This is a genomic window from Faecalibacterium sp. I4-1-79, from assembly GCF_023347235.1.
Classification (GTDB): Bacteria; Bacillota; Clostridia; order Oscillospirales; family Ruminococcaceae; genus Faecalibacterium; species Faecalibacterium tardum.
In genome coordinates this window covers 1,827,942-1,853,176 of record NZ_CP094467.1, presented here as the reverse complement: position 1 = coordinate 1,853,176, position 25,235 = coordinate 1,827,942, and the positions used below count along the sequence as shown (strand labels likewise).

The 25,235-nt window shown below is 58.7% G+C and carries 20 protein-coding genes, 1 tRNA gene and 1 riboswitch; of the genes, 12 read left to right on the top strand and 9 right to left on the bottom strand.

Going from position 1 to position 25,235, the window contains the following annotated elements:
- Positions 1 to 79 precede the first annotated feature (79 nt).
- On the bottom strand, positions 80 to 1,315 hold the full coding sequence (locus tag MTP36_RS09195) for a sirohydrochlorin cobaltochelatase (protein ID WP_249248392.1): 1,236 nt from the start codon (positions 1,313 to 1,315) through the stop codon (positions 80 to 82).
- Between the two features lie 170 nt (positions 1,316 to 1,485).
- Positions 1,486 to 1,705: riboswitch (cobalamin riboswitch) on the bottom strand.
- Between the two features lie 121 nt (positions 1,706 to 1,826).
- Here MTP36_RS09195 and MTP36_RS09190 point away from each other — a divergent pair.
- Together MTP36_RS09190 and MTP36_RS09185 are read left to right on the top strand one after the other, a co-directional pair.
- Positions 1,827 to 2,546 carry an ABC transporter ATP-binding protein gene (locus MTP36_RS09190; RefSeq protein ID WP_249248390.1) on the top strand — a complete coding sequence of 240 codons (720 nt, stop codon included), beginning with the start codon at positions 1,827 to 1,829 and terminating at the stop codon, positions 2,544 to 2,546.
- Entirely contained in the window at positions 2,543 to 4,135 is a 1,593-nt protein-coding gene (locus tag MTP36_RS09185) for a hypothetical protein (RefSeq protein ID WP_249248388.1), read from the top strand. The genes MTP36_RS09190 and MTP36_RS09185 overlap by 4 nt, the downstream gene beginning before the upstream one ends.
- A 174-nt stretch (positions 4,136 to 4,309) precedes the next feature.
- Here the strand turns inward: MTP36_RS09185 and MTP36_RS09180 are convergent, their stop codons facing one another.
- From MTP36_RS09180 to htpG, 5 genes are all read right to left on the bottom strand, one after another.
- Complete coding sequence (locus MTP36_RS09180; protein ID WP_249248386.1) at positions 4,310 to 5,077, bottom strand: copper homeostasis protein CutC; 768 nt, start codon at positions 5,075 to 5,077, stop codon at positions 4,310 to 4,312.
- A gap of 223 nt (positions 5,078 to 5,300) precedes the next feature.
- Positions 5,301 to 6,800 (bottom strand): UDP-glucose--hexose-1-phosphate uridylyltransferase, encoded by a 1,500-nt coding sequence (galT, locus tag MTP36_RS09175; protein WP_249248378.1) that lies wholly within the window; start codon positions 6,798 to 6,800, stop codon positions 5,301 to 5,303.
- The gene (locus MTP36_RS09170) at positions 6,797 to 8,083 is read right to left on the bottom strand and encodes a galactokinase (protein WP_249248376.1); all 1,287 of its coding nucleotides are present in this window, start codon (positions 8,081 to 8,083) and stop codon (positions 6,797 to 6,799) included. The genes galT and MTP36_RS09170 overlap by 4 nt, the downstream gene beginning before the upstream one ends.
- A gap of 329 nt (positions 8,084 to 8,412) precedes the next feature.
- Positions 8,413 to 9,519 (bottom strand): 5-bromo-4-chloroindolyl phosphate hydrolysis family protein, encoded by a 1,107-nt coding sequence (locus MTP36_RS09165; RefSeq protein WP_249248374.1) that lies wholly within the window; start codon positions 9,517 to 9,519, stop codon positions 8,413 to 8,415.
- A gap of 300 nt (positions 9,520 to 9,819) precedes the next feature.
- Positions 9,820 to 11,748: a molecular chaperone HtpG gene (gene htpG, locus MTP36_RS09160; protein ID WP_249248372.1), complete on the bottom strand. Its 1,929-nt coding sequence runs from the start codon at positions 11,746 to 11,748 to the stop codon at positions 9,820 to 9,822.
- A 281-nt stretch (positions 11,749 to 12,029) separates the two neighbouring features.
- Between htpG and MTP36_RS09155 the strand changes: the two genes are divergently transcribed.
- The 4 genes from MTP36_RS09155 to MTP36_RS09140 all read left to right on the top strand — a co-directional run bounded on the left by MTP36_RS09155 (position 12,030) and on the right by MTP36_RS09140 (position 14,442).
- Entirely contained in the window at positions 12,030 to 12,521 is a 492-nt protein-coding gene (locus MTP36_RS09155) for a C-GCAxxG-C-C family protein (RefSeq protein ID WP_055184583.1), read from the top strand.
- Entirely contained in the window at positions 12,522 to 13,298 is a 777-nt protein-coding gene (locus MTP36_RS09150; protein WP_249248363.1) for an alpha/beta hydrolase, read from the top strand.
- A 144-nt stretch (positions 13,299 to 13,442) separates the two neighbouring features.
- On the top strand, positions 13,443 to 13,877 hold the full coding sequence (locus tag MTP36_RS09145) for a hypothetical protein (protein ID WP_249248361.1): 435 nt from the start codon (positions 13,443 to 13,445) through the stop codon (positions 13,875 to 13,877).
- A 40-nt stretch (positions 13,878 to 13,917) separates the two neighbouring features.
- Positions 13,918 to 14,442 carry an HD domain-containing protein gene (locus MTP36_RS09140; protein WP_097780159.1) on the top strand — a complete coding sequence of 175 codons (525 nt, stop codon included), beginning with the start codon at positions 13,918 to 13,920 and terminating at the stop codon, positions 14,440 to 14,442.
- A gap of 197 nt (positions 14,443 to 14,639) precedes the next feature.
- Here the strand turns inward: MTP36_RS09140 and MTP36_RS09135 are convergent, their stop codons facing one another.
- A complete protein-coding gene (locus MTP36_RS09135) occupies positions 14,640 to 15,158 on the bottom strand; it encodes a GNAT family N-acetyltransferase (RefSeq protein WP_249254417.1) in 519 nt (172 codons plus the stop codon).
- Positions 15,159 to 15,360: 202 nt separating this feature from the next.
- Here MTP36_RS09135 and MTP36_RS09130 point away from each other — a divergent pair, with 202 nt between their 5' ends.
- The 4 genes from MTP36_RS09130 (at position 15,361) to MTP36_RS09115 (ending at position 20,616) form a co-directional block, all read left to right on the top strand.
- Positions 15,361 to 16,428, top strand: coding sequence for an alpha/beta hydrolase (locus MTP36_RS09130; RefSeq protein ID WP_249248359.1), 1,068 nt, complete (start codon positions 15,361 to 15,363; stop codon positions 16,426 to 16,428).
- Between the two features lie 23 nt (positions 16,429 to 16,451).
- On the top strand, positions 16,452 to 17,915 hold the full coding sequence (locus MTP36_RS09125) for a transglutaminase-like domain-containing protein (protein ID WP_249248354.1): 1,464 nt from the start codon (positions 16,452 to 16,454) through the stop codon (positions 17,913 to 17,915).
- 59 nt (positions 17,916 to 17,974) lie between these two features.
- Positions 17,975 to 19,312: a DNA recombination protein RmuC gene (gene rmuC / locus MTP36_RS09120; RefSeq protein WP_249248327.1), complete on the top strand. Its 1,338-nt coding sequence runs from the start codon at positions 17,975 to 17,977 to the stop codon at positions 19,310 to 19,312.
- Positions 19,313 to 19,434: 122 nt separating this feature from the next.
- Positions 19,435 to 20,616 (top strand): FprA family A-type flavoprotein, encoded by a 1,182-nt coding sequence (locus tag MTP36_RS09115; protein WP_249248294.1) that lies wholly within the window; start codon positions 19,435 to 19,437, stop codon positions 20,614 to 20,616.
- A gap of 447 nt (positions 20,617 to 21,063) precedes the next feature.
- On the opposite strand, the gene MTP36_RS09110 is transcribed toward MTP36_RS09115, so the two are convergent.
- Positions 21,064 to 21,139 (bottom strand) — tRNA-Gly (locus tag MTP36_RS09110).
- A 65-nt stretch (positions 21,140 to 21,204) separates the two neighbouring features.
- On the bottom strand, positions 21,205 to 22,776 hold the full coding sequence (locus MTP36_RS09105; protein ID WP_249248283.1) for an ABC transporter substrate-binding protein: 1,572 nt from the start codon (positions 22,774 to 22,776) through the stop codon (positions 21,205 to 21,207).
- A 251-nt stretch (positions 22,777 to 23,027) separates the two neighbouring features.
- On the opposite strand from MTP36_RS09105, the gene murD reads away from it, so the two are divergent.
- Positions 23,028 to 24,431, top strand: coding sequence for a UDP-N-acetylmuramoyl-L-alanine--D-glutamate ligase (gene murD, locus MTP36_RS09100; RefSeq protein WP_015538436.1), 1,404 nt, complete (start codon positions 23,028 to 23,030; stop codon positions 24,429 to 24,431).
- The gene (locus MTP36_RS09095) at positions 24,428 to 25,189 is read left to right on the top strand and encodes a GNAT family N-acetyltransferase (protein ID WP_249248270.1); all 762 of its coding nucleotides are present in this window, start codon (positions 24,428 to 24,430) and stop codon (positions 25,187 to 25,189) included. The genes murD and MTP36_RS09095 overlap by 4 nt, the downstream gene beginning before the upstream one ends.
- Positions 25,190 to 25,235: the final 46 nt, after the last annotated feature.

Genomic DNA, 25,235 nt, shown 5'->3' with positions numbered 1-25,235 from the left:
TCTCCTCGCGCGGGGAACGCGCCCATAAAAGAAGCCCTCTCCGTATGCTTGGCAGCGCCGGAGAGGGCTTCTGAAGCCATTAGCCGTTCAGAAGATCCATAGCGGCCTTGGTATGTGCAATGTACAGCTGCTGGATGTCCGCAATGCGGCCCAGACCGGAGATCTGGCAGTCCACATTCTCAAAGCAGCCTGCGGCGGTAAACTGGCTCAGCCAGCTGTCGGCGTCCTCACCGGCCATGTCGTTGTTGGCGTGGTCGCCTGCCACCACCATCAGCGGGCGCAGGATGACTTTGGTGTAACCGGCAGCCTTTACAGCCTCGATGATGGCCTCGCAGGAGGTCTCCTCAGGCTCGCCCTCCACCGTGCCAATGAACACGTTGTCGTAGCCTAAGGTCTGCATGGTGGTCTGCATCTGGCTGTAGCTCACCTTGGCAGTGTGGGAAGTACCGTGACCCATAAAGACGAAAGCAGTCTTATCTGCAGCGGCAGCAGCGGCGCTGTCGTAACCGGCGTCCTTCACAGCGGCAGCGGTAACGGCCTTGGCAACAGCTTCCTTATCCGCATTGATGACGGAAGCATCTGCGCCCACCTCGCCCAGCAGGGGCTCGGCCACAGCAACGCTCTCAAACTTGTCGCGGTACTGGTCCAGCATCTCGTTCATCTCGTCATACTCGGCACCGTGCATCAGATGGGTGGGCTGCACGATCAGGTTCTTCACGCCGTTTGTCACAGCGCGATCCAGTGCCTGCTGCATATTGTCGATCTTCTCGCCGTCGCGTGCCTGCACATGGTTGATGATGATCTGTGCGGTAAAGGCGCGGCGCACGCTCCAGTCGGGGTAAGCGGCCTGCAAGGCGTCCTCAATGCCCTTGATATCGGCAGCGCGGCTGTCATTGAAGGAGGTGCCGAAGGACACCACCAGCAGCTCGTTTTCGCCAATGTCATCGGCGTTGCGGGCATCGTCCTTGGAGGCATCGCCGGTGTCGCGGCCGAAGTAGTCGGGGTCAGCGTTCTCGCCCTCCACCAGCTCCTTCTGGGCATCGGTCAGGGCGTCCCATGCAGACTTTGCGGCTTCACACTGGGCATCGGTGTCGTCGGTGCGCTGCTGCACATAGATGGCATCGATCAGGTCTGCCACGTTCTGTGCAGCCAGTGCGTCAGCGTCTGCGCCGGAAGCCTCGCTGCTGGCGGCAGAACTGGCAGCAACAGAGGAAGCCGTGCTGGAAGTAGCCCCGCCGCAGCCGGTCAGTACACCGGCGCACAGAGCCAGAGCGGTCAGAGCGGCCGCCGTTTTGCGGATGTTGCGTTTTTTCATCTTGCTTTTCCTTTCCTGATGTGGGTGAAATACGGCGCCGAACAGAAGGGTACAGGAAAGAGAACCTACAAAAAACGGGGCCTTTTGCTTGCGAAATGGCAAAGCAAAAAGGCCCCGTATCTTACAGGCTTTTTGGTACAACCAATTCCTCGTGATCTGGGGCGGCAAAGCCCCGGTACCAACAGCAGGCAGGTTTCCTGACTCAAAGCTCAACGCCCGCTGCCGCCTTCCCAAGCCGGATGGCTCAGTGACCGGTGCAAAAGCACCCTGACAGTGGACTCCCTTATCACAGTGACGAGATCGTGCGGGATTTGCACCCGCTTCCCTTTTAACGTTCCTGCCGCCGCCCGATGGGGCAAAGTGACGGAACGCACCTGTTGTTTTCTGTTCAGTTCGACAAAAAGTATAGCACAGCCCCTTACAAAACGCAAGAAAAACCGGAGAAATGCTTGACCTTCCCCCCGCCGGAAGGTGTATACTTGGCTCAAAACTGAAAGCAAGGGGGCAGCTCATGTTAAAGATAGAACATCTGACCAAAACCTACGGCGGCAAACCTGCCGTGCAGGACCTTTGCCTGCATATCCGACCGGGGGAGCTGTGCGCTTTTATCGGCCACAACGGTGCGGGCAAGACCACTACCTTAAAATGCTGCTGCGGCATCCAGCAGTTCGACGCCGGCGAGGTTTACGTGGACGGTATTTCTGTGCGGGATGACCCGCTGGAATGCAAGCGCCGCTTGGCCTACCTGCCGGATGACCCGCAGCTGTACGAGTATATGACCGGCATCCAGTACCTTAATTTTATCGCGGATATCTTTGGCGTAAGCGCCGCACAGCGGGTGCAGCGTATCCGGCAGTACGGCGATGCCTTTGGCCTGACGCAGGACCTTGCGCAGTCCATCGGGGCATACTCCCACGGCATGAAGCAGAAGCTTGCCATCATTGCGGCGCTGCTGCACGAGCCAAAGCTGATTTTAATGGACGAGCCTTTTGTCGGGCTGGACCCGCTGGCCTCCCATCAGCTCAAGACCCAGATGAAAGCTTTTTGTGCGCAGGGCGGCGCGATCTTCTTCTCCACCCATGTTTTGGAAGTGGCCGAAAAGCTCTGCGACCGGGTGGCTATTCTGCGCAAAGGCCAGCTGGTGCGCGAGGGAGCCATGGAGCAGGTGCGCGGCGACGACACGCTGGAAGAGGTATTTCTGGAGCTGGAGGATACGGGGGGAGCATTATGATCCGTGCATTGCTCAAAAAACAGCTTCTGGAACTGGGGGCGGCCTTTGTGCGCAGCAGCAAAACGGGCAAGCGGCGCTCCCGGGCAGGAGCATTCGGGTATGCATTGCTGTTTGCGGTGCTGATTCTGCTGGTCATGCTCAGCTTTGGCTCAATGGCGCTGCCGCTGGCGGTAACGCTGGTGCCGCAGGGGCTGGACTGGCTCTATTTTGTGCTGATGGAGCTTTCGGCGCTGACGGTCAGTGTGCTGGCCAGCGCTTTTACCAGCTACGGGCATTTGTTCCGCTGCCGGGATAACCAGCAGCTGCTGGCACTGCCCATCCCGCCGGGCGCTATTTTTGCGGTGCGCTGCGGCGGGGTGTATCTGACCGGGCTGATTTATCTGCTGCTGGCGTGGGTGCCCTCGGTGGTCTGCTATGCACTGGCAGCACCCTGTCCCGGCGGAGCCCTGCTGGCAGCGCTGCCGGTGGCACTGGCGCTGGCGGGGGTCTCCATGGTGCTGGCCGTTCTGCTGGGCTGGGCGGTGGCGCTGCTCAACCGCCGTGCCCGGCACAAAAGCCTTGTCACCGTGGTGGGCACGCTGCTGTTTCTGGCGGTCTACTATGCAGTGTTCCAATGGGTTAGCAACGCAGTGGATGCCCTTGCGCTGGATGCCGTACAGGCGGGCGCAGCGGCCGGTTGTGCCGCCGCGCCGCTGCGTCTGCTGGGTCTGGCGGCAGTGGGCAACGTCCCGGCGCTGCTGCTGTTTCTAGCGCTGGCTGCGGCCTGTATGGCGCTGTGCGGTAAGGCGCTGGCAAAGCCCTATCTGCGGCTTTTGACCTTTGAACCGGGCAGAACCAAAGCGGAATACCGCGCAAAAGCGCAAAAAAAGCAGCCCCCGCGCCGGGCATTGCTGCGGCGGGAACTGCTGCATCTGGGCGCTTGCCCCATGTGGCTGCTCAACTGCGCACTGAGCAGTCTGCTGTTGCCAGTGCTGGGCGCAGCAGCGCTGTGGAAGGCCGCAGACCTGCGTGCCTTTACTGCTGCTTACCTGCCGGAGAGCCTGCCCATGCTGGTGTGTGGGATGGTGTGCACCATAGCCGCCATGAACTTTATCACAGCGCCCTCGGTGTCGCTGGAGGGTGGCACCCTTTGGCTGTTGCAAAGCCTGCCGGTGACTCCGCAGCAGGTGCTGCGGGCAAAGGTGGAGCTGCAATTACTGCTCACGCTGCCGGCGGCGTGGCTGTGTGCCGGGTGTGCCATGGCGGCGCTGCGCATTCCGGCAGGACAGGGGCTACCGATGCTGGCTGTGCTGGCAGCCTTTGTGTGGCTGACGGCGCAGCTGGGGCTTGCTTTGGGGTTGTGCCTGCCCAACCTCCATTGGGTCAGCGAAGCCGCCGTGGTCAAGCGGAGCGCCGCCAGTATGCTGGCGATGTTCGGCGGGTGGCTGCTGGCGGGCGGGGTGCTGTTTTTGCCCCTGATCTTACTGGACTACGCTGTGTCGCCGCTGGCCGCACAGACTGTTTGTTTGGCTGTGCTGCTGGGGCTGGATTTACTGCTGCACCGCTGGCTGTGCACCCGCGGCGCAGCCCGGTTTGCCACCCTGCACTGAGGTGGGACGATTTGGGATGCCCTCCGCTTTGCTTTGGACATATTCAGCGGAAAACTCATTTGAATAGAGCAAAATCGGGCAGGCCGCGGCCTGCCCGATTTTGCATTTTCACGGGAGGAAACGTAATGGAAAACAGCCACTGTCGGCAGAGCAGTGAAGCTTTTTGTTTTGCAGTTATAGCGCATCCAATGCGGTACGGGCGGCGCGGATATTTGCTTCGCTGGTTTGCCAAATCTCAAACTCCGAAAAGCCCGGCAGACCCATGGGGACGCCCTGCCGCCGGAAGGTCATGCGGCTGTCCAGCACCTGCTTGCCGGAAAGATGGAACGCCCGGGCACCAGTCTGGGCGGCAAGGGCGGGGATGTTGGCAGCAGATACGCCTGCGCCTACCAATATTTCCACTTCCTGCCCGGCAGCTTCCACCAGCTGCCGCAGCAGGGCAGCACCCTGCGGGGCGCTTGCGGCCTGTCCGCTGGTCAGGATAGTAGCAAGGCCCAGCTGCTTTGCAGCCTCCAGCGCAGCAAAGGGGTCGCAGCAAACATCAAAGGCGCGGTGCAGGGTGCAGTCCACGGTGCGGTGTGCTTTTTCTGCCGCCTGCCGGGCTGCGGCGTAGATAGGGCGCAGAGCATCGGTGTCCAGCGCCCCCGCCGGGGTCAGCACGCCGGTCACGATGCCGTCGGCACCGGCGGCTACCAGCTCGGCGGCGCATTCGGCCATCTGTGCCAGCTCGTAGCGGTCGTAGCAGAAATCGCCGAAGCGGGGACGGATAAGCGCCCGCACCGGCAGACCGGTCTCAGCCTTGACCTGACGCAGCAGGGCAGGGGAAGGGGTGGTGCCGCCGATAATAAGGTCGGCGCACAGCTCTAACCGGTCAGCGCCGCCGCGTTTTGCCGCCAGCGCACTGGCGGTGCTGTCTACGCATACTTCCAAAGTGCAGTGCATAGCGATACCTCCATCTACAAAAAACGATTTTGAATGGCCGCCGCGCTGCTTTGGCCATTTTCAGTGGAATGAATATTTTAATTTATCAATGGGAAAATCTGCGGATTTTCCCATTGATTTTTTCACAGGGGAAAGAGTAAAGGAAAAGTGCTTTTGTTCGATGCTGTGTTCTAAAAAAGGCTGTTGCGCCATGATATGTGCAACAGCCTCGGGGAGTTATGGTTTATTTTACGCTTTCAAGGAAGCGGACAAAACCGGCGCGGCCTGCTTCATCCAGCTTGTACACACCGGCATCGGCCAGCACCTGTGCAAACACATGACCAACCTCGTCCTGCAGAATGGTGTGGACGTTGTTGGCGTTCAGTTCCGGGTGTTTTGCAAGGATCTCTTCCGCCCACTCGGCATGCTTTTGCAGGGCTTCGGGGTACTCTGCGGTGGGCAGGTGTGCCACCAGCACATCGGCAAGGTCAAACAGTTCCTGCTTCAGGCGGCTGGGCAGCACAGCCAGCCCCATCACCTCGATCAGGCCGATGTTCTCCTTTTTGATGTGGTGCAGCTTGGCATGGGGGTGGTACACGCCCAGCGGATGCTCCGGGGTGGTGATGTTGTTGCGCAGCACCAGATCCAGCTGATACTTGCCGTCCCGCATCCGGGCAATGGGGGTGATGGTGTTGTGGGGCTCGCCGTCGGTCTCGGCAAAGATAAAGCAGCTCTCGTCGGTGTAGTCGCGCCATGCAGTCAGCAGCTTATCAGCCAGTTCTACAAGGCGTGCATCGTCCGCGCAGGTCAGGCGGATGCAGCTCATGGGCCAGTGCACGATGCCGGCCTCCACATCCTCAAAGCCGGGGAATACCCAAGCCTTTTCAATGGGGGCTTTAGCCATGGCAAATTCGTAGTGACCACCCTGGAAATGGTCGTGGCTCAGGATGCTGCCGCCCACGATGGGCAGGTCGGCGTTGCTGCCCACAAAGTAGTGGGGGAACAGACCTACAAAATCCAGCAGCTTGCGGAAGGTCGCCCGCTCGATCTTCATGGGGGTATGCTGGTTATTGAACACGATGCAGTGCTCGTTGTAGTAAACGTAGGGGCTGTACTGCAAATTCCACGCGCTGTCGTTGATGGTCAGCGGGATGATGCGGTGGTTTTCGCGCGCAGGGTGGTTCATGCGGCCTGCGTAGCCCTCGTTCTCCGCACACAGCTGGCACTTGGGGTAAGCGCTCTGGGGGGCAAGCTTTGCGGCGGCAATGGCCTTGGGGTCTTTTTCCGGCTTGGACAGGTTGATGGTAATGTCCAGATCGCCGTATGCGGTCTTGGTGACCCACTTCAGATCGCGCTTGATACGGTAGCGGCGGATGTAGTCGGTATCCTGACTGAACTTGTAGAACCAGTCGGTGGCAGCCTGCGGACCCTCGCTTTCGTACCGCTCCTCAAAGTTTGCGCGCACGATGCTGGGGCGCGGGGTCAGCACGCCCATCAGCTTGGTGTCGAACAGATCGCGTGCGGTGGAATTATCCTCGCACACGCCGCGGGCAACGGCATCGTCCACCAGAGCCTTGAGAATGCTTTCCAAGTCGGTGTAGCACGCTTCGCCCTCCGGGGCGGTAAAGTCGTCCAGCTGCATGGTCATCAGCAGCTGGTTGCGGATATAGATCTCGTCATCGGGCAAGATGAGCCCGGTGTCCAGCCCGTAGTTCACGAGCTGCTGGATGGCGGTGGAGATCACAGCACAGCACCTCCCTCAGGACGAATGCTCAGCACATGGCAGCGGCCAGCGCCGAGGATCTTTTCCATGTTTGCCTTAAAGTCCGCCAGCATCTCCACCGGCACAAAGGCCTGCACCGTACCGGCAAAACCGCCACCGTGCACGCGCACAGCGCCCTTGCCGCCCAGATAATGCTTGGCAGCGGCGATGGTCACAGCCACCTCCTGATGCTCCTTGTAACCGGCGGGGATGACGTTCTGCAGATACTCCCAGCTGCTGTCGCCGGAGGCGGTCACCATCTGCAAAAAGGCATCAAAGTCGCCCTCGCGCAGGGCAGCTACCTGCTGGGGCACGCGGTCATTATCGGCGTAGAAGTGGAAAGCGCGCAGCACAGCGCGGTCGCCGCACTGCTTGCGGCAGGCCGGGATATTTGTAAGGAAGGTCTCAAAGGGCACGTCCCGCAGCACCTCGCCGCCGCACACAGCGGCCACAGCGCGGCACTCGTTGGGGATGGCGGCGTACTCGTCGGTCAGGTCGGCGTGGTCTGCACCGGAGTCCAGAATGCACAGTGCCAGACCTGCCTTGGAAAAGTCCACCTGCACCGGCTCCACGTCTGGGTTTGCCTTGTCGGCAAAGTCGATGGTGATAATGTTGCCCACGCTGGAGGCCATCTGATCCATCAGGCCGCAGGGCTTGCCAAAGTAGACATTTTCAGCCCACTGGCCGATCTGTGCAATGGCAATGGGGGAGACTTTTTCATCCATGAAGCAGTCGTTCAAAATCACACCGACCAGCACCTCAAAGGCGGCAGAGGAAGAAACGCCGCTGCCCTTGGGCACGTTAGAGGAAATGTACACGTCCAGACCGGACAGCTTTGCGCCACGCTGACGGAAAGCCTCACACTCGCCGCGCAGTAGGGAAGCAGTGGTGTTCTCCTCCTCCTTGCGGGCAGTCAGGTCGTCAAGGTCGATGACGCAAAGGTCGTACCCCTCGCTCTGCACGCGCAGCTGGTTCAGGCTGTTGGGGGCGGCAGCAGCGATCATGTCAATGTTCACGCTGCCAGCCAGTACACGGCCATGCTGGTGGTCGGTGTGGTTGCCGCCGATCTCGGTGCGGCCGGGGGCACTATACAGACCGGCCTCGGTGTGTGCGCCGAAGGTGGTCTCTAACCCGTCCAGAACAGCCGTATAACGGGCTGCCTGTGCAGGGGTCTCGTCGGGGGCGCAGCAGTACAGCGCAGCCAGACGCGCAGCGTGTGCGCCCTCGGTCAGTTCCTGCTTCCAGGTGGAAATGGACTTCATCATGGAAATTTCCTCCTACTATTATGATCGGAAAAGTCGATGCAGCCGTTCGCAGCTGCCGTAACTGCTTCTATAATAGTCAAATGCAGCGCAAAAAACCATGTGTTATTGTTGCATCTCGATGAAAAGTTGCAAAAAGCGTCTGTGCAGCCCAATCGACTGCTGTCGAACAAATAAAATAAAAGTTTTTCGGGCAAATCAAAATGCTTGGCATAAATGCACACAAATCCCGGAATTTTGAGCGCAGCGCCCAAAAAAGACGGGATGGAAAATTGCACTTTGCACAAAAAATACCCCCGCACCGATGCAGCCATCGGGTGCGGGGGTGTGGTTCAGCGGGTAAATTCGCTGCCGGTTAGGCCGTCAAGGTTCAGCATTCCTTCCAGTGCGGCAATGTCGGCGTTCACGTCCAGCGCGTCGGCTTGGAACAGCTTGTCCAGCTGGTTTTCAAAGGCGGTCACCAGCAGGTCCATGCTGCGTTCAATGCTGTGCTTGGCCTCGGTGATGTTCGTGCCCTCCACTGCCTGCCCGGAAAGGCTGGCGTAGGTGTTCAGCAGCTTGAGGGCGGTAGGCAGATAGTAGTTCATAAACTTTTGCAGCTGCGCCTTTTTCTCCGGGTCCTTCTGCGCCAGCGCAAAGATACGCCCGCTGACCTCTTCCAGCCGGGAGATCTTCTGGCTCATCACCGGGTCGGGGATGGCATCGTTCACCTCCTGCAGCTGGCGCAGCAGGGCGGCGTACTCGTCCTCTGCGGCGGGCTGGGGTTTGGGCGCCGGAGCAGGTGCGGGCTTTTTCGGCTGGGGTGCTGCGCCCCGCACCACCAGCGTGTCGGTGCGGTTGTCAATGTAGGCATCCGCGCCAAAGTATCCGTGCTCGATGGCGCTTTTTACGGCAGCGCGTCCCCGGGCAGCGTCCACCCCGGCGGCGGCAAACAGTTCCGGCAGGGGGATATTATCGCGCTCGCCCACAACCTTATCCAGCAGCTGCTCCAGCTTGCGGGTGCGGTTCATCCGCAGACCGGTCAGCAGCGCGCCGCCGCCGCCAATGGCCATGACGATATCGGAAAACAGCTCCCCGGGGTCGGGCAGAATCTGCCATGCACCGATGATATCCACCGCATCCATCACACCGGAAAACAGAAACACAGCACCCATAATGGTGCAGAGGGCGGCAATATTTTTATGCCATTGCTTTGCGCTTTTCTGCTCTGCTGTGGGAACATCCTGCCCGGGGAAAGGCGGCGTTTTAGGCATGGGTGCGGGATTTGGGGCGGGGCGGTAGTCACCCCGGGCACGGGCAGCTTCCTGTTCTTCCTTCTGCACCTTCTGGTCGATGCCTTTCAGGATAAACAACAGCACCCCCAACGGCCCGGACATCGCCATCACGATAAAGATGGCAATGGTGGGGATCTTTGCAAAATAGTGTTTTCTCGGCTCCATGAAATAAATTTCCTTTCACAGAAAGATAAAAATAAAAGACCACGTTCCACTCTATTATAGCGGAGCGCGGCCTTTTTGTTAAGGGGGTATTTCTGTTCCTGTGAATGTGCTTGGAGTGGTTCGCAGACCGCGACAAGCGCAAAATTATAGCAGTTTGCGTTTTTAATGCACAAGCAACATCCGCAAACTGCATATCGCAAATATGCCGTTTCGATAGGCAATGTTTTTGAAAATTGCGATAAAAATCATCAGCAACAAAAGAAGCCACTGCGCAAAACACAGCGGCCTCTTCCTGAAAACTTACTTCATCAGGCTGCAAACGGCCTCGGCATAAGCGGCGGGGTCATCCACGGGCAGACCCTCGATCAGCTGTGCCTGTGCGTACAGCAGGGCACTGTACTTGTTCAGCTTCTCGGTGTCGCCAGCCTCCTGCGCGGCCTTCAGGGCAGCAAACACGGGGTGGTTTACGTTCAGCTCCAGCACCTTGTCGCTCTTCACGCCCTCGCTGCCGGGCTGCTTGGACAGAACCTTCTCCATCTCAATGGACAGCGGGCCGTCAGAGCTCAGGCAGACGGGGTGATCCTTCAGACGGGTGGAGACCTTGACCTCCTTCACCTTGCCGTTCAAAGCGTCCTTCATGGCATCGAACAGTGCCTTGTTCTCGGCGGTGGCATCCTCGGCGGCTTTCTTCTCCTCCTCGGATTCCAGACCCAGATCACCGCTGTTCACGTTCTTGAACTCCACGGTGCCGTCCTTGCCCTCGGCATCCTTGCGGGGATAGCTGTGCAGGATCTGCAGGCAGAACTCATCCACATCCTCGGTCAGCAGCAGCACGTCAAAGCCCTTGTCCAGCACCAGCTCTGCGGAGGGCAGCTTTGCCAGACGGTCGGTGGAGTCGCCTGCGGCAAAGTAGATGTACTTCTGCTCTGCGGGCATCTTGTCGATGTACTCCTGCAGGGTGACCATCTTCTGCTCCTTGGCAGACCAGAACAGCAGCAGGTCGCGCAGCAGCTCGGCGTGCATACCGTAATCAGAATAAGCACCAAACTTGATCTGACGGCCGAACTCCTTCCAGAACTCCTCATACTTTGCACGGTCATTGTTCAGCATGGCGTGCAGCTCGTTCTTGATCTTCTTTTCCAGTGCGTTGTGGATCAGCTTCAGCTGGCTGTCCTTCTGCAGCATCTCACGGCTGATGTTCAGGCTCAGATCCTGACTGTCCACAATGCCCTTTACAAAGCTGAAGTAATCCGGCAGCAGGTCAGCGCACTTTTCCATAATGAGCACACCGGAAGCGTACAGTGCCAGACCCTTCTCGTAGTCCTTGGTGTAGAAGTCGTAGGGACGGTGGCTGGGCACGAACAGCAGAGCATTGTAGTTGGCAGTACCCTCGGTGCGGCTCACGATGACCCGGGCGGGGTCGGCATAATCGCCGAACTTGTCCTTGTAGAAGTTGTTGTACTCCTCGTCGGTCACTTCACTCTTCTGCTTCTTCCAGATGGGAATCATGCTGTTCAGGGTCTCCAACTCGGTGTAGGTCTCCCACTCCGGCTTGTAGTCCTCGGGCTTGGGGTCCGGTTCCGGCTTCTGACGGCTCTTTTCGCGCTCCATCTGGATGGGGTAGCGCACATAGTCGCTGTACTTCTTCACAATGGCCACAATGCCGTATTCGTCCAGGAAGTTGTCGTATTTCTCAGTGTCGGTATCCGGCTTGATGTGCAGAATGATCTGGGTGCCCACGGTATCCTTCTGGGCGGGGGTCATCTCGTAGCCGTCCACACCGGAGGACTCCCACTGCCATGCCTCGTCCGAGCCATAAGCCTTGGAGATAACGGTCAGCTTATCGGCCACCATAAAGGCGGAGTAGAAGCCCACGCCGAACTGACCGATGATATCAATGTTCTCGTCCTTGTTGTCCTTCTTGAAATCCAGAGAACCGGAGTGTGCGATGGTGCCCAGATTCTGCTCCAGTTCTTCCTTGGTCATACCGATGCCGTTATCCTCTACGGTCAGGATGCGGTTTTCCTTATCGCGGGTAATGAGGATGCGGAAATCGCCCTTGTTCATGCCCACGGAGGTGTCGGTCAGGCTCTTATAGTACAGCTTGTCGATGGCGTCCGAAGCATTGGAAATCAGTTCCCGCAGGAAGATCTCTTTATTGGTATAGATGGAGTTGATCATCATGTCCATCAGTTTTTTGCTCTCTGCCTGAAATTCTTTCTTGGCCATAATACAAAACCTCTTTTATCACATATTTGGTGCGCCGTACCCGGTAAACTGCCGGGATACTTAGCACTCATAACTTCTGAGTGCTAATATACAACGACTTGCAGGGAAAATCAAGGCTTTTCATAAAAAGTTAAAAAAGTAAAAGATTTGCTGCCCCGGTGCACGAAACGGCGTTCCGGGATCGTTTGTTATATAAAGAACGAAATTTTTTCGGAAAAGCTTTCCCACTTTTGCGCAGACTGTGCTATAATGGAGCGAGTATGCCGGAAGGATGTGAGAAAATGTCAAAACAGGGCGATGCCGCCTATGCATGGTTCTTAAAGGGCTATAATTGCAGTCAGAGCGTGGTGGCGGCGTTTGCACCCCAGCTTGGCCTGACCGAAGAAACGGCGCTGCGCCTTTCCGCAGGCTTTGGCGCGGGTATTGGCCGGATGCGGGAGGTGTGCGGGGCGTTCTGCGGTGTGGTGACCGTGCTGAGCATGGTCTATGCCGACCCCGCCGACCCCAAGGATAAATCCCGGATGTACGCGCTGGTGCAGCAGGCGGCAGAGCAGTACCGCAGCCGCAACGGCGGCGGCAGCATCATCTGCCGGGAACTGCTGGCAAAGGCGGGTGTTGCCCCTGCCGGAGGCACGGCGGCAGAGGACCGCACCGCAGATTACTATAAAAAGCGCCCCTGCCCGGAATTATGCCGCCTGTGCGCAGACCTGTGCACAGAATTTATTGCGGCGCACCCGGAGGGACGGCACGGCTTTTATAAGGAGGAAGTGTAAATGCAACTTGAACAACTGGAATTGACTGGCGGCGGTACGCTGACGCTCTACCTGCGGGAGAGCGTGGAGGCCATGCCGCATTTCCGGCAGCGCCCGCTGGTGCTGGTGGTGCCCGGCGGCGGCTATACCCACGTCAGCCCCCGGGAGGGCGACCCCGTAGCGCTGCAATTTGCGGCAGCTGGCTACCACACGGCGGTACTGCACTACGCAGTAAGGGAGAGCGCCCGGGATGCGCTGCCCATGCGGCAGCTGGCACAGGCCATCGGCCTTGTGCGGCAGCACGCAGAACAGTGGAATATTTTGCCGGATCAGATCGCTTTGTGCGGCTTTTCTGCCGGCGGGCATCTGGCACTGTCCGGTGCAGTGTGGGATATCCCCGGCATGGCAGACCAGCCGCGGCCCAACGCCCTGCTGCTGGCCTACCCGGTGGTCACCGCCGGAGAATACGCCCACAGGGACAGCTTTGTGCAGCTGACAGGCACGCAGGATGTTGCCGCCCACCAGCGCTTTACGCTGGAGGATAAGATCACCCCCGCCACACCACCGGTATTCGTCTGGCATACCATGGAGGACGAAACTGTCCCGGTGGAAAACGCCTTGCTGCTGCTCAGCGCCCTGCACAAGGCAGGCGTGCCATGCGAAGTGCACCTGTTTGAAAAGGGCTGCCACGGCACCAGTATCTCCACCCCGGAGGTGGACGCCGACAGCACCCACCGCCACCGCTGGGTCAAGCTTGCGGTGGAGTGGCTGAACGATACCTTTTCCTTTCACGCCTGAGATAACCGACTGAAACAGGAAAAGCGTGTGTAAATTTTGGCCGTACCTACAAAAAATTCACAAATAAACCGTTGACTTGCACAGGCGTATGCCGTATACTGTCCAACGGGGATAAAACCACGAAAGAAGGAAACAAAAATGGTTATGGATCCCACACTGCCGCGCATCAAGGTGCGCGACCTGCTTATGCAGGCATTTCTCACCGGCTGGGAGCGCTCCGATAAGAGCACCTCGCAGGACGAATACCTGCAAAGCTCCATTCAGGTTATTGAGATGCTGCAGGTAGAGCCGGAAAACCTCTACGCAGAGGAAGGCCTTGGCCTGCCGGATGGCGAAGAGGTGAATCATCTGGACGATCTGCTGCGCGCGGACGGCTTCTGGCTGTACTACGGGGTGGAAGCGGAAAACTTCTTCCTCATCCAGTGGTACCCGGACGAGGCTTCTGCCAATGCAAAGCTTGCTCAGCTGGAAGAGCTGGGTGACGGTAAGCAGTATCTGGTGGATCTGTCCCTCAAGCGGACAAACCCGTCCGAGGCCGAAAATTTTGGCAATTCCAACCCGGTGCAGCTCCGCTCCTGAAACAAACGTTAACGTATTGAGTTGAAAGGAAATTTTGCTCATGCAGCTTTCTGTTACGGAACGCGAACAGCTTTATGCCATTCTGGAAAAATACGATCAAAACCCCAAGGTGCAGCAGATGCGGGAGTTCATCCAGCATGGGGACGTTACCACCTATCAGCACTGCAAGAATGTGGTGCTGGTCAGCTGGTGGCTGAACCATCGGCTGCATTTGGGTGCAGATGAGACCTCGCTGGCTGTCGGTGCTTTCCTGCACGATTTTTATCTGTACGACTGGCATAAAAAAGGTACCTTCCATGGTATCCACCGCCTGTTCGAGATGCACGGATTCTCCCACCCGAGCCGTGCCTGCGTCAATGCAGAACAGGTGTTCCATATCACCAAAAAGGAACAGAGCATCATTTCCAGCCACATGTGGCCGCTGACCTTCCGTCATGTGCCCAGCTGCCGCGAGGCCATCATCGTCTGCCTTGCCGATAAGTACTGCGCCGTGGTGGAAAGCATGTTCAAGCGCAGCCGCGTGGCTGCCGCCAAAAACGCCAACGGCGAATACGACGAGTGGTAAAACCGGATCATCGCAAATAACAGGAGCCGCTGCACCAAAAAGTGCAGCGGCTCCTTCTGCTTTGTGCTCCTACTTCGTGAAGAGGTAGACCGGGAAAATCCACGGATTTTCCCGGTCTACAAATAAAAATTCTGCTGAAAATGGCCAGAGCGTAAGCGGAGACCATATCCAATCGTTAGCCTGCGCCAAGCGGCGAGTCACAGCTTTTTGAACCCCTCCGGTTCGTCTGCGGCGGCGCGGCGCTCCATTAGGTAGGTATCCAGCCAGCGGCCGTGGCAGTCCCGTGCAATGCGCTCCCGGCGTCCTACCAGCCGGAAGCCGCACTTGGCATGCAGGGCGCGGCTGGCAGCGTTATCCTGCAAAACGGTGGATTGCAGTGTCCAGTACCCGGCCTTTTCGGCAGCGGCGCACAGGGCGCTCAACAGCCGGAAGCCCAGTCCGTGCCCCCGAAACTGCTCACCCACATAGATGCTCACCTCGGCCACGCCCCGGTAGCACCAGCGGGGGTCTACCCGGTGCAAGGCACACCACCCTGCCAGAACCCCGCCGGAAAGAATGACCAGACGGCACTCCTTTGTGTGGGAAGCGTCCCACGCGGTATAGGGCGGGCATTCGGTCTGGAAGGTTGCGTATTCCGTAGCGATGCCCTCAACATAGATTCTGGAGACTGCGCCCCAGTCCTCCGGCGTCATAGGCCGGATGATGATCTTATCCATACTTTCATCCTCGGCGGGCCGAAAAATGCCCACACTCTCTTTCCACTCCCGGATAGGTTTCAGTATAGCAGAATTTGCCGGGCGGTACAAGAAGCGGACTGCACAGAAATTGCTTTGACATCCCCCTCGTTTGTGATACAATAAGGGAACAAGAATACGGAGCGGGGCAGTGCAGGGGCGTGCTGTCTCCCATGGAGGATGTATGAAGAAAACTGTACATGTGCTGCTGTGTATGGTATGGCTTGTGCTTTGCGCGGTGCTGCCTGCCTTTGGCGCAGAGATCGCACCCCATGTCACCGCAGAAACTACGATGGCACAGCTGCGCGCGAACCCGGCGATCCAAGGGACCGGCTATTATACATATTGCCGCGAGATGACGCCGCTGATGGTGGCACGCTGGAAAAACAAGACCCTGCACGATTATTTTGGCGACACTGACCGGGAATCCGGCATTGCTGCACTAAACCTTATCATTGATAACTATAACAAGGGCGTCAAGGTCACCTATCAGGTCTACACCCCGGAGGAGATCGAACAGAATTCCAGTCTGGGCTGTGTGCAGCTGTTTTATTACCCGGCAGAGACGCCCAACGCCAAAACGGCTATCGTGATCCCTGGCAACGCCCTGACCATAACCTCAGAGATGGGCGAGGGCGGCTCCACCGCCTACGAGCTGCATAAATTGGGCTATGCTGTGTTCGTGCTGCGCTACCGCACCTTCTTGGATCTGGGCGATAACGCCCCGCTTCAGGATCTGGCACGGGCGGTGCAGCTGGTGACGAGCCTTGACGAGGAGCTTTCCATCCATACGCAGGACTATGCGCTGATGGGTTACTCCTCCGGTGGTCAGCTTGCGGGTGTGTTTGCGAACAAGGAGCGCGGCTACGGCCATTACGGCGTTGCAAGACCCGGCGCATTGCTGCTGGGTTATTCAGTTGTGAACTTTTCAGAGGTAAAGATCGCGTATCAGGCGTTTATGGATACCGGCAACTATGGGTGGCACTATTACTGCTCCAGTGTGGCAGATCTTATCACGGATGATTATCCGCCGGTATTTTTCTGGTACGGGAAGGATGACAAGGTGCTGCCCTGGATGATCAATCAGGTGCAGGGTCCGGCGCTGCAAGCGGCGCTGGAAGCCCATAAGGTGCCTTATGTTGTAAAGGTGTTTGAGTCTGCACCCCATTGCATCGGGGTAGGCGATAACACTGATGCCGAGGGCTGGCTGACGGAAGCCGTAGCTTTCTGGGAGCAGCAGACCGCTGCTTGACCATAAATAAAAAGGAGTAGAGCATGATGGATCAGAATACTTGTTTTGCATACCTGAACATGGAGCTGCCGGACGACATCCGCCGCCTGAAGGAGGCAGGCTACTACGATGCCGCCATTGCGCGCATCGACGCCTGTCTGGCCGAGGACTGGACCGCCAGCCAGAACCAGCCCCTGCACCCGCAGGGTGCGCTGCCCGTAAACCCCACTCCTCACGGCGTGGATGTGTGGCGGCAGGGTCTGCTGGCGCACCGGGAGATTTTGCGCCGTCTGCCGCAGGACTACACACTCACCGCCGAGCAGCTGCTGAACCAGCTGCAAGCCACCCTGCGAGACTTTACCGCCGAGGAGTTCGCCGCGCTGGATGCTGCCGGGCAGATGGATTGGCGCTTTGTGGAGGGGAAGAAGCGCTATATCTACCGCGCCGCCGAAACGCTGGTGGCTACCCATCCCGACCTTGCTGCCCGTCAGCTGGACCCGCCCGTCCCGGAGCGCAGCTGGGATCGTTTTGAGCCCCAGCACGACCAGATGGTGCGCACCGGCGCAGTCAGCGCAGACATCACCATGCGCACCAGTATCGGCATGACGGACGAGGTGTTTGCCCATGCCCTTGCCGCCGCAAAGGCTGAGGGCAGAAACACCGTGCACGTCAAGGTATGGCTGCCGCTGCCCGCTGCCTGCCCGGCACAGAGCAATATCACGCTGGACAGCTTTACCACCCAGCCCACTTATATTGCGCCGGAAACCGCACCCCAGCGCACCGCGTACTGGGAGGCAGACCTTGCCGAGAACTGCCGCTTTGGGGCACAGTACAGCTACCGCAGCACTGCACACTACGCTGCCCCGCTGGAAATACAGGCCGACCCGGTGCAGCCGGATTTTGACACCGCAGAGCAGCTGCCCCACATCGCCTTTACCCCCTATATGAAGGCACTGGCTGCGCAGCTGACCGAGGGTATCACCGACCCAGTGCAGAAGGCAAAGCGCATTTATGATTTTGTCACCCTGAACGTGCACTACCACTTCCAGCCCATGTATTTTGTGCACGAGAACATCACTGATAACTGCGCCCGCAGCCGCCGGGGCGATTGCGGCGTGATGGCCGCTACCTTTATCACTCTTTGCCGCATTGCAGGCATCCCGGCAAAGTGGCAGAGCGGCATGGTGGCACGGCCGGAGACAGCCGGCTGCCACGACTGGGCAATGTTCTACATCGCGCCCAAGGGCTGGATGTACGCCGATTGCTCTGCCGGTGCGTCTATGGCGCGTGCGGGCAACGAGAAGATGCGCCTGCACTACTTCGGCAATCTGGACACCGACCGCATGGTGGCCAACAGTGACATCTGCGCTCCCTTCGACCCGCCCATGTGTTCCTTCCGCGCCGACCCCTGTGATAATCAGGTAGGCGAGATAGAGGTAGACGGCGTGGGTCTGTACGGCCAGCAGGTGGAGACTACACACGAAATCGTAAAGCATCAGGAAGTATAAACAGATCCGGGTCTGCCATTACCGCAAGACCCGGATTTTTGAGTTAAAGGAGAATGTCTATGGGATTTTTGGCAGGACTGTATACGCTTTTGCTGGTGGCCATCTGCCTGTTGCAGGCGCTTTTGCTGTACCGCACCGGCAAGCCCACCGCCCGGCAGGATGACGAAGCTCTGAAAGAGTGGCTGCGCCAGCAGTTGGAAGCACAGGCGCGGGTGTTGGAAGAAAAGCAGGCGCAGCAGGCACAGCAGAATCTGGCCGCGATGGCGCACATCAGCGATACCCTGCAAACCGCAGTGCAGGGTATGAGCAGCACCCTGACGGCAGGGCAGAACACCCAGCAGCAGACCATGGAGCAACGGCTGCAGGGACTGGAAGCCTCCAACGCCCGCAAGCTGGAGGAGATGCGCAAAGCACTGGCAGACGGCCTTGCCGCCATGCAGGCACAGAATGCCCAGAAACTGGATGAGATACGCCACACCGTGGACGAGCAATTGCAGGACGCACTGCAAAAGCGGGTGACCGAAAGCTTCAAGGCGGTCAACGACCAGCTGGAGCAGGTGTACAAGGGCTTGGGCGAGATGCAGAGCCTTGCCGCCGATGTGGGCGGGCTGAAGCAGGTGCTTTCCGGCGTTAAGACCCGCGGCATTCTGGGCGAGATCCAGCTGGGCGCGATTCTGGAAGAGATCCTTGCACCGGAGCAGTACGACACCAACGTGGCCACCATCCCCGGCAGCACCCTGCGGGTGGAGTACGCCATCCGTATGCCCGGCGTGGACGGCAACAGCGTCTGGCTGCCCATCGACTCCAAATTCCCCGGCGACACCTACGCCCACTTGCAGGACGCACAGGCTTCCGGCGATGCACAGGCAGTGGAAAACGCCCGCCACGCGCTGGAACTGGTGCTGCGCAGCGAGGCAAAGGACATCCGGGAAAAATATGTGGAGCCGCCCTATACCACAGCCTTCGGCATCCTGTTTCTGCCCTTTGAGGGGCTGTACGCCGAGGTGGTGAACGCCGGGCTGCTGGAGGTTTTGCAGCGGGATTATCAGGTGAACGTGGCCGGTCCCAGCACCATGGCAGCATTGCTCAACAGCCTGCAAATGGGCTTCAAGACCCTTGCCATCCAGAAGCGCTCCGGCGAGGTGTGGCAGCTGCTTGGCGCAGTCAAGACCGAGTTCGATAAGTTCGGGCAGGGGCTTTCCAAGATGCAGCAGCGTCTGCGCCAGACCGACGAAGAACTGGATAACCTCATCGGGGTGCGCAGCCGTGCCATCAGCCGCAAGCTGCGTGCGGTGCAGACGCTGGACGAGAACACCGCCGCCACCCTGCTGGAGCTGGACACCGAGCCGGGCAGACCGGTAACGGCACGTCTGCCGGAGAGCGGGGAAGAGCTTTGATGCGCAGAAGCTCCCCGCATTATCCCTTGCGAAATTTCTGACGATGTGCTACAATAGGAATTGTTCTCAGAAATATTTGCCAATTTACGGCACAAGATAAACCCAAAAGGAGTCTGAACGGTATGAGCATGAAAAAAATCAGTGAAGCCATCCTTGGTGTGGGCGTGGACGATACCACCATCGACCTGTTCGAGAGTCAGTATCCGGTGCCCACCGGGGTCAGCTATAATTCCTATGTCATTCTGGACGAAAAGACCACCATTCTGGACACGGTGGACGCCCGCGCTACCGAGCCTTGGCTGGAAAACCTTGCCGAGGCACTGGGCGGCCGCAAGCCCGCCTATCTGGTAGTCTCCCACATGGAGCCGGACCACGGTGCCAACGTGGCAAAGCTGGCAGCCCTTTACCCTGAGATGCAGGTGGTTGGCAACGCCAAGACCTTCCAGTATATGGAGCAGTTCTTTGGCGCAGATGCCATTGCCTTGGAGCGCCGCGTGGTGGTGAAGGACGGCGAGAGCCTGAGCCTTGGCACCCACACCCTCACCTTTGTGTTTGCTCCCATGGTGCACTGGCCGGAGGTCATGGTCAGCTATGAGAGCAGCGAGAAGGTACTGTTCTCTGCCGATGGCTTTGGCCGCTTTGGTGCCGTGGCAAAGTTTGACGAAAACGCCGACTGGGCCAGCGAAGCCCGCCGCTACTACCTGAACATTGTGGGCAAGTACGGCCCGCAGGTGCAGGCATTGCTCAAAAAGGCTGCGGCACTGGACATCAAGACTATCTGCCCGCTGCACGGCCCGGTGCTTACCGGCGATCTGGGCAAGTACCTGAACTACTACGATCTCTGGTCCAGCTATAAGGCAGAGGAGCCGGAAAAGATCCTGGTGGCCAGCGCCTCCATCCACGGCCACACCCGCGCCGCCGCCCATACCATGGCCGAAAAGCTGCGCGCACAGGGCGCAAAGGTGGTGGAGATGGATCTGACCCGTACCGATGTGTCCTATGCTGTCACCGAGGCTTTCCGCTGCGGCAAGATCGTGCTGGCTTGCGCCACCTACGATGGTTTCCTCTTCCCGCCGATGGAGAATCTGCTGACCCACCTCAAGACCAAGAACTTCCAGAACCGCACCGTCGGCCTGATGGAAAACGGCACTTGGGCACCCATGGCTGCAAAGCTTATGCGTGCAGAGCTGGAGAGCATGAAGAACATCACCCTCTGCGAGAACGTGGTCACCATCCGCTCTGCCGCCAACGCCGCTGCCGAGGCACAGATGGACGCCCTTGCCGCCGAACTTGTGGCAAAGTAACACGATATAAAATCAGTTGAACGCAAACACTCCCGGGCTTTTTTGGAAAGCCCGGGAGTGTTTTTTGCAGCAAAAAATAAAGCCTCCGGCGAAACCCACGTAGAATCTGAAGATTCAAGGAGTAGACAGCCGGAAAATCTCTGCTCAAAGTTATAGCATGGTCTGCCGTTAAAAGCAAGCAAAAATAAAAGCAGCCTTACCACGGTATTCAAGACCGAGCAGGGCAGTAACGCCCCTAAGCTGCTTTCTACTTTTTATCATAACACAAGCTGCTACCAAAGGCAATAAAAAAGCAGAAATGCGCTGTCACGGTCTTCAAGACCGAGGAGGGCGATAAACGCCCGGGCATTTCTGTTGATAGGAGTATAGCATGATTTGCGAACGGAAGCAAGATGAAACAAAAAAACGGTGAAACGAACAGATTCTGAACGTTTCACCGCTATATTTTGGAGCAGGATACGGGACTCGAACCCGCCGCCTACTGCTTGGGAAGCAGTCGCTCTACCGGATGAGCTAACCCTGCAAGTGCTCCATTATTGTAACAAAGCAGGGCAGGAATGTCAAGGCTTTTCCGCACGAAATTTGCGGTCAACTCATTTTGGCCCATGTCAGATCCAGCACCGGGAAAAATGGGTCGAATACCAAGTCGCGCACGCCGTTCGCCAGCAGTAGACGCTTCTGCTGCGCCATCAGGGGCACCACGGTGCAGCTTTCCAGCAGCTGCTGTTCGCACTGCGCCAGCAGGGCACAGCGGGCTTTGCCGGTCTGTTGGGCGCTCAGTGCCAGCCGGTCAGCGTATACAGGATCGGCGTAGCCGGTCAGGCTGCCGCCCTCAGCGGTGAATTGCTGCAGCATCTGGTACACGCTGCCGCCCTCCGCACGGATGGGCGCAAGGGCAATGGTGTATTTCCCGGCGGCAATGCGGGCGTCAAACTCGTCCTGTTCCACCTCTTCCACCGAGAAGAACAGGGAACACTCCTTCTGCCATGCGCTGTTGATCTGGTCGGCCAGTTCGCCCAGCCCGGCGTTCTTGGGCAGCAGCAGGGTCACACCGGAAAAATCCGAGGTAGCCATGCCCTGCCGCGCAGCCAGATACAAAGCCTTAGGTTCAGAGATGGTGGGCAGGGGGTCACCGGCAGCATCGCGGTAGTCCAGCCCGTCTACGGTCAGCCCCTCCGGTACAAGTCCCTTTGCGGCGGCATACAGGCCGCCGGAGGGCACGGCGGCGTTTTCCCGGGCAATACCGGCCAGCGCCTGCCGCAGCTGCTGGTTCTGGAACACCGAACCCTCTGCCGCGTTGAAGAGCAGAGCCCATGTGGTGTCGGAATAGCTTACCGTCTGTAAGCTGGTGGCTTCGCCGCTCTCGTCCAGCGCTGCCGAGCATTTGCCGTCGGCAAGAAGCTGAGCTGCACTTTTGCCGCTGCCGCTGGTGTCCTGCACCAGACGCAGACTGCCGACCAGCGGGCTTTCCACGGTGCGGCGTAAAAACAGACCGTTTGCCGTCCAGTTATACAGGTAAAAGCTGCCGCTTGCAAGCGTAGTCTTGGCAGTCAGTCCGTAGGTACCCCGGGTGCTCTCAAAAAAGGCCTCGTCGCAGGGGGCTGCACCGGGCAATGCCAGCTTTGCTAAGAAGTTATCGTCCCGTTCACTCAACCGGAACACCAACGTCAGCGCCCCATTGGCCGAAACGCCCAGACTGCTTTCGTCCGCCAGTCCCGCTTGCACGGCGGCGCTGTTCTGGATGGCGGAAAACTCCACCGCATAAGGCGAGGCGGTATCGGCGCGGAAAATGCGCCGGAAGGCAAACACAAAGTCCTCGGCGGTAATGTCGTACTCTGTGGCGGCACCCTTGGCGGCTGCATAGGTCAAGCCGTCCTTCAGGGTAAAGGTGTAGGTCAGCCCGTCCGGGGAGACCGTCCACTTCTCGCAGAGGCCCGGCACAAGTTCGCCGTCTGGATTCTTGCGCACCAGCGTGCCGTACAGGTTCTCACAGGCGATGACATCCGACGCACCGGAAGCCACCTGCGGGTCCAGATTTGCGGGGATGCTGTCCACGAACCATGTAAAGCTGGCAGAGTTTGTGGAGCTGCCACAGCCGGTCAGGGCAAAAAGAAACGCAGCAGCCAGCACCGCTGCGGTAAAACGTAACCATCGTTTCAAAAAGAATAACCTCATTCCGTTCATCTTCGCGCAGAAACGGCAAAAAACGCTCTGCAACGACAAGTGTAGCAGAAAGTAGCAGAAAAAACAATTGCCTTTTTGTGAATTTACCGGGCTTTTTGAAGCAGACTGTGCGGTTTTCCGTTGCCAATTGCGCGCAAATGGACTATAATGGTACAGCAAAGTGATCCCCGCGCTGCCCGTGCGGCGCGGTGTTATACCATGATCCTATTAGAGGAGGAACTGTTTTTATGCAGAAAGATCAGCAGAAGCTTGCCCAGCTTATTCAGGGCAAAAAGGTCGCCTTTATCGGCGCGGGCGTCAGCCACAAGACCCTTATTAAGGAGTTTGTGGAGCTGGGCGCTCATGTGACCCTGTGCGACCAGAAAAAGAGCGTGGAGGACTTTGGCGATTACGCCGCCACAATCCGGGAGCTGGGCATCGACCTGAGCCTTGGCGAAAACTATCTGGATGGCTTCAAGGGACAGGATATCATCATGCGCACACCGGGCTTTGTGGGTTATTTTGAAAAGCCCCTGCAGGATGCCATGGCCGCCGGCACTATGGTCACCAGTGAGGTGGAACTGTTCTTCGATTTCTGCCCCTGCGAGATCGTGGCCGTGACTGGCTCGGACGGCAAGACCACCACCACAACCCTTATCTCCAAGTTCTACGAGGCCGCAGGCCGCAAGGTGCATCTGGGCGGCAACATCGGCGCAGCCCTGCTGCCCATGCTGCCGGAGGTGTCCCCGGAGGATGTAGCTGTGGTGGAACTTTCCAGCTTCCAGCTGATCAGTATGCACGCCAGCCCCAACATCGCCGTGGTCACCAACGTGACCCCGAACCATCTGGATCACCACAAGGATATGCAGGAATACATTGATGCCAAGCGCAATATCCTGCTGTACCAGAAGCAGCCTTGCCGCGCCGTGCTGGGCTATGAGAACGAGATCAGCCGCTCCATGCAGGCAGACTGCAAGGGCAAGCAGGTGTGGTTCACCCGCCTGCACGATACCGACAACGGTGCTTTCCTGCGCAAGGAGGACGGCATGCTCTGCATGGCCGAGGATGGCGTTGTGACCCCCTTCCTTGCCCAGAAGGATGTCAAGCTGCGCGGCCTGCACAACATCGAGAACCTGCTGGCTGCTGCCGCTGCCGTGTGGGGCGAGGTGCCCGTAGAAGCTATCCGTCAGGTGGGCAGCACCTTCACCGGCGTGGAGCACCGCATTGAGCCGGTGCGTACTCTGGACGGCGTGCTGTACTATAACGATTCCATCGGCACCAGCCCCACCCGCACCATTGCCGGTCTGCGCAGCTTTGACCGGAAGGTCATCCTCATCGCGGGCGGCTACGATAAGCACATCCCCTACGAGCCGCTGGCACCGGAGATCATCGCCCACGTCAAAAATCTGGTGCTGATGGGCGCGACTGGCCCCCGCATCGAGCAGGCTGTACGGGAGTGCTCCGGCTTTGACGAAGCCGCTCTGCCCATTCAGCACGCAGACAATATGCAGCACGCCGTAGAACTGGCACGTGCCGCCGCAAAGCCCGGCGATATCATCATCCTGTCCCCGGCAAGTGCTTCTTTTGACCTGTACCCCAACTTTGAGGTGCGCGGCCGCGAGTTCAAAAAAATCGTCAACGCGCTCAAGTGATTGCACAGGTAAAGGATGCAAAGCGCCGTACCCGGTTCGCGAATGCCTGCCGGGGTCTGCCGGTGCTGGACGCTCTGCTGCCGCTGGACTGTGCGCTTTTTCGCAAAAGTCAGCCGTGGCGGTTCTACGCGGGCCCCACGCTGGCACTGGAACTTTCTGGCAGTACAGCGTGGCTGGCCGGGCACGCAAACCCCGCAGAACTGGCCGGGTTTCTGTCCTTCTGCGGGTGCGAGAGCGCCATTTTGGACGAATCCGTTTGCCCGCCGCCGGACGGCTGGCACAAGGCGGAAACGCTGACCGTGTTCGGTTTGCCGCAGGGTAAGCCGCTGCCCCTGCCCGCCGTGGACGAGGCTTTGTGGACGCAGCTGACCCTCTGCCGGGAAGCACCCGCCGCCCGGGTGGCAGCGGCGCTTTACCCCGCATACTCCGCCCGGCAGGCAGACTTTTACTCAGAGCTGTGCACCAAGCGCACCCGGGACAGGGCAGTGGCATGGACGCTGGAGCAGGGGAGTACAGTCGTTTGCACCGTGGGCGCTTATGCCCTGTGCAACGGGCAAGCCTACATGGCCTGCGGGCAGACCGCAGAGCCGCTGCGGGGCAAGGGCATCGGCGGGCGGCTCATTGTGGAAATGGCAAACAGCCTTGCCGCCGAGGGTCTGCGCCCGGTGTTCCTCTGCGCGCCGGAGCGGGTGCGGTTTTACACTCGCCTCGGCTTTGCAAAGCAGGGCGAGTACGCCAGCTATGTGCCCGAGAAATAATAAAGTTTTTGCGCAAAATAGCCAATAATAACAGGAAGGAACTATC

Coding starts and splice junctions, on each gene's coding strand:
- MTP36_RS09195 (WP_249248392.1), bottom strand. CDS start 1,315: ATGAAAAAACGCAACATCCGCAAAACGGCGGCCGCTCTGACCGCTCTG.
- MTP36_RS09190 (WP_249248390.1), top strand. CDS start 1,827: ATGTTAAAGATAGAACATCTGACCAAAACCTACGGCGGCAAACCTGCC.
- MTP36_RS09185 (WP_249248388.1), top strand. CDS start 2,543: ATGATCCGTGCATTGCTCAAAAAACAGCTTCTGGAACTGGGGGCGGCC.
- MTP36_RS09180 (WP_249248386.1), bottom strand. CDS start 5,077: ATGCACTGCACTTTGGAAGTATGCGTAGACAGCACCGCCAGTGCGCTG.
- MTP36_RS09170 (WP_249248376.1), bottom strand. CDS start 8,083: ATGATGAAGTCCATTTCCACCTGGAAGCAGGAACTGACCGAGGGCGCA.
- MTP36_RS09165 (WP_249248374.1), bottom strand. CDS start 9,519: ATGGAGCCGAGAAAACACTATTTTGCAAAGATCCCCACCATTGCCATC.
- htpG (WP_249248372.1), bottom strand. CDS start 11,748: ATGGCCAAGAAAGAATTTCAGGCAGAGAGCAAAAAACTGATGGACATG.
- MTP36_RS09155 (WP_055184583.1), top strand. CDS start 12,030: ATGTCAAAACAGGGCGATGCCGCCTATGCATGGTTCTTAAAGGGCTAT.
- MTP36_RS09150 (WP_249248363.1), top strand. CDS start 12,522: ATGCAACTTGAACAACTGGAATTGACTGGCGGCGGTACGCTGACGCTC.
- MTP36_RS09145 (WP_249248361.1), top strand. CDS start 13,443: ATGGATCCCACACTGCCGCGCATCAAGGTGCGCGACCTGCTTATGCAG.
- MTP36_RS09140 (WP_097780159.1), top strand. CDS start 13,918: ATGCAGCTTTCTGTTACGGAACGCGAACAGCTTTATGCCATTCTGGAA.
- MTP36_RS09135 (WP_249254417.1), bottom strand. CDS start 15,158: ATGGATAAGATCATCATCCGGCCTATGACGCCGGAGGACTGGGGCGCA.
- MTP36_RS09130 (WP_249248359.1), top strand. CDS start 15,361: ATGAAGAAAACTGTACATGTGCTGCTGTGTATGGTATGGCTTGTGCTT.
- MTP36_RS09125 (WP_249248354.1), top strand. CDS start 16,452: ATGATGGATCAGAATACTTGTTTTGCATACCTGAACATGGAGCTGCCG.
- rmuC (WP_249248327.1), top strand. CDS start 17,975: ATGGGATTTTTGGCAGGACTGTATACGCTTTTGCTGGTGGCCATCTGC.
- MTP36_RS09115 (WP_249248294.1), top strand. CDS start 19,435: ATGAGCATGAAAAAAATCAGTGAAGCCATCCTTGGTGTGGGCGTGGAC.
- murD (WP_015538436.1), top strand. CDS start 23,028: ATGCAGAAAGATCAGCAGAAGCTTGCCCAGCTTATTCAGGGCAAAAAG.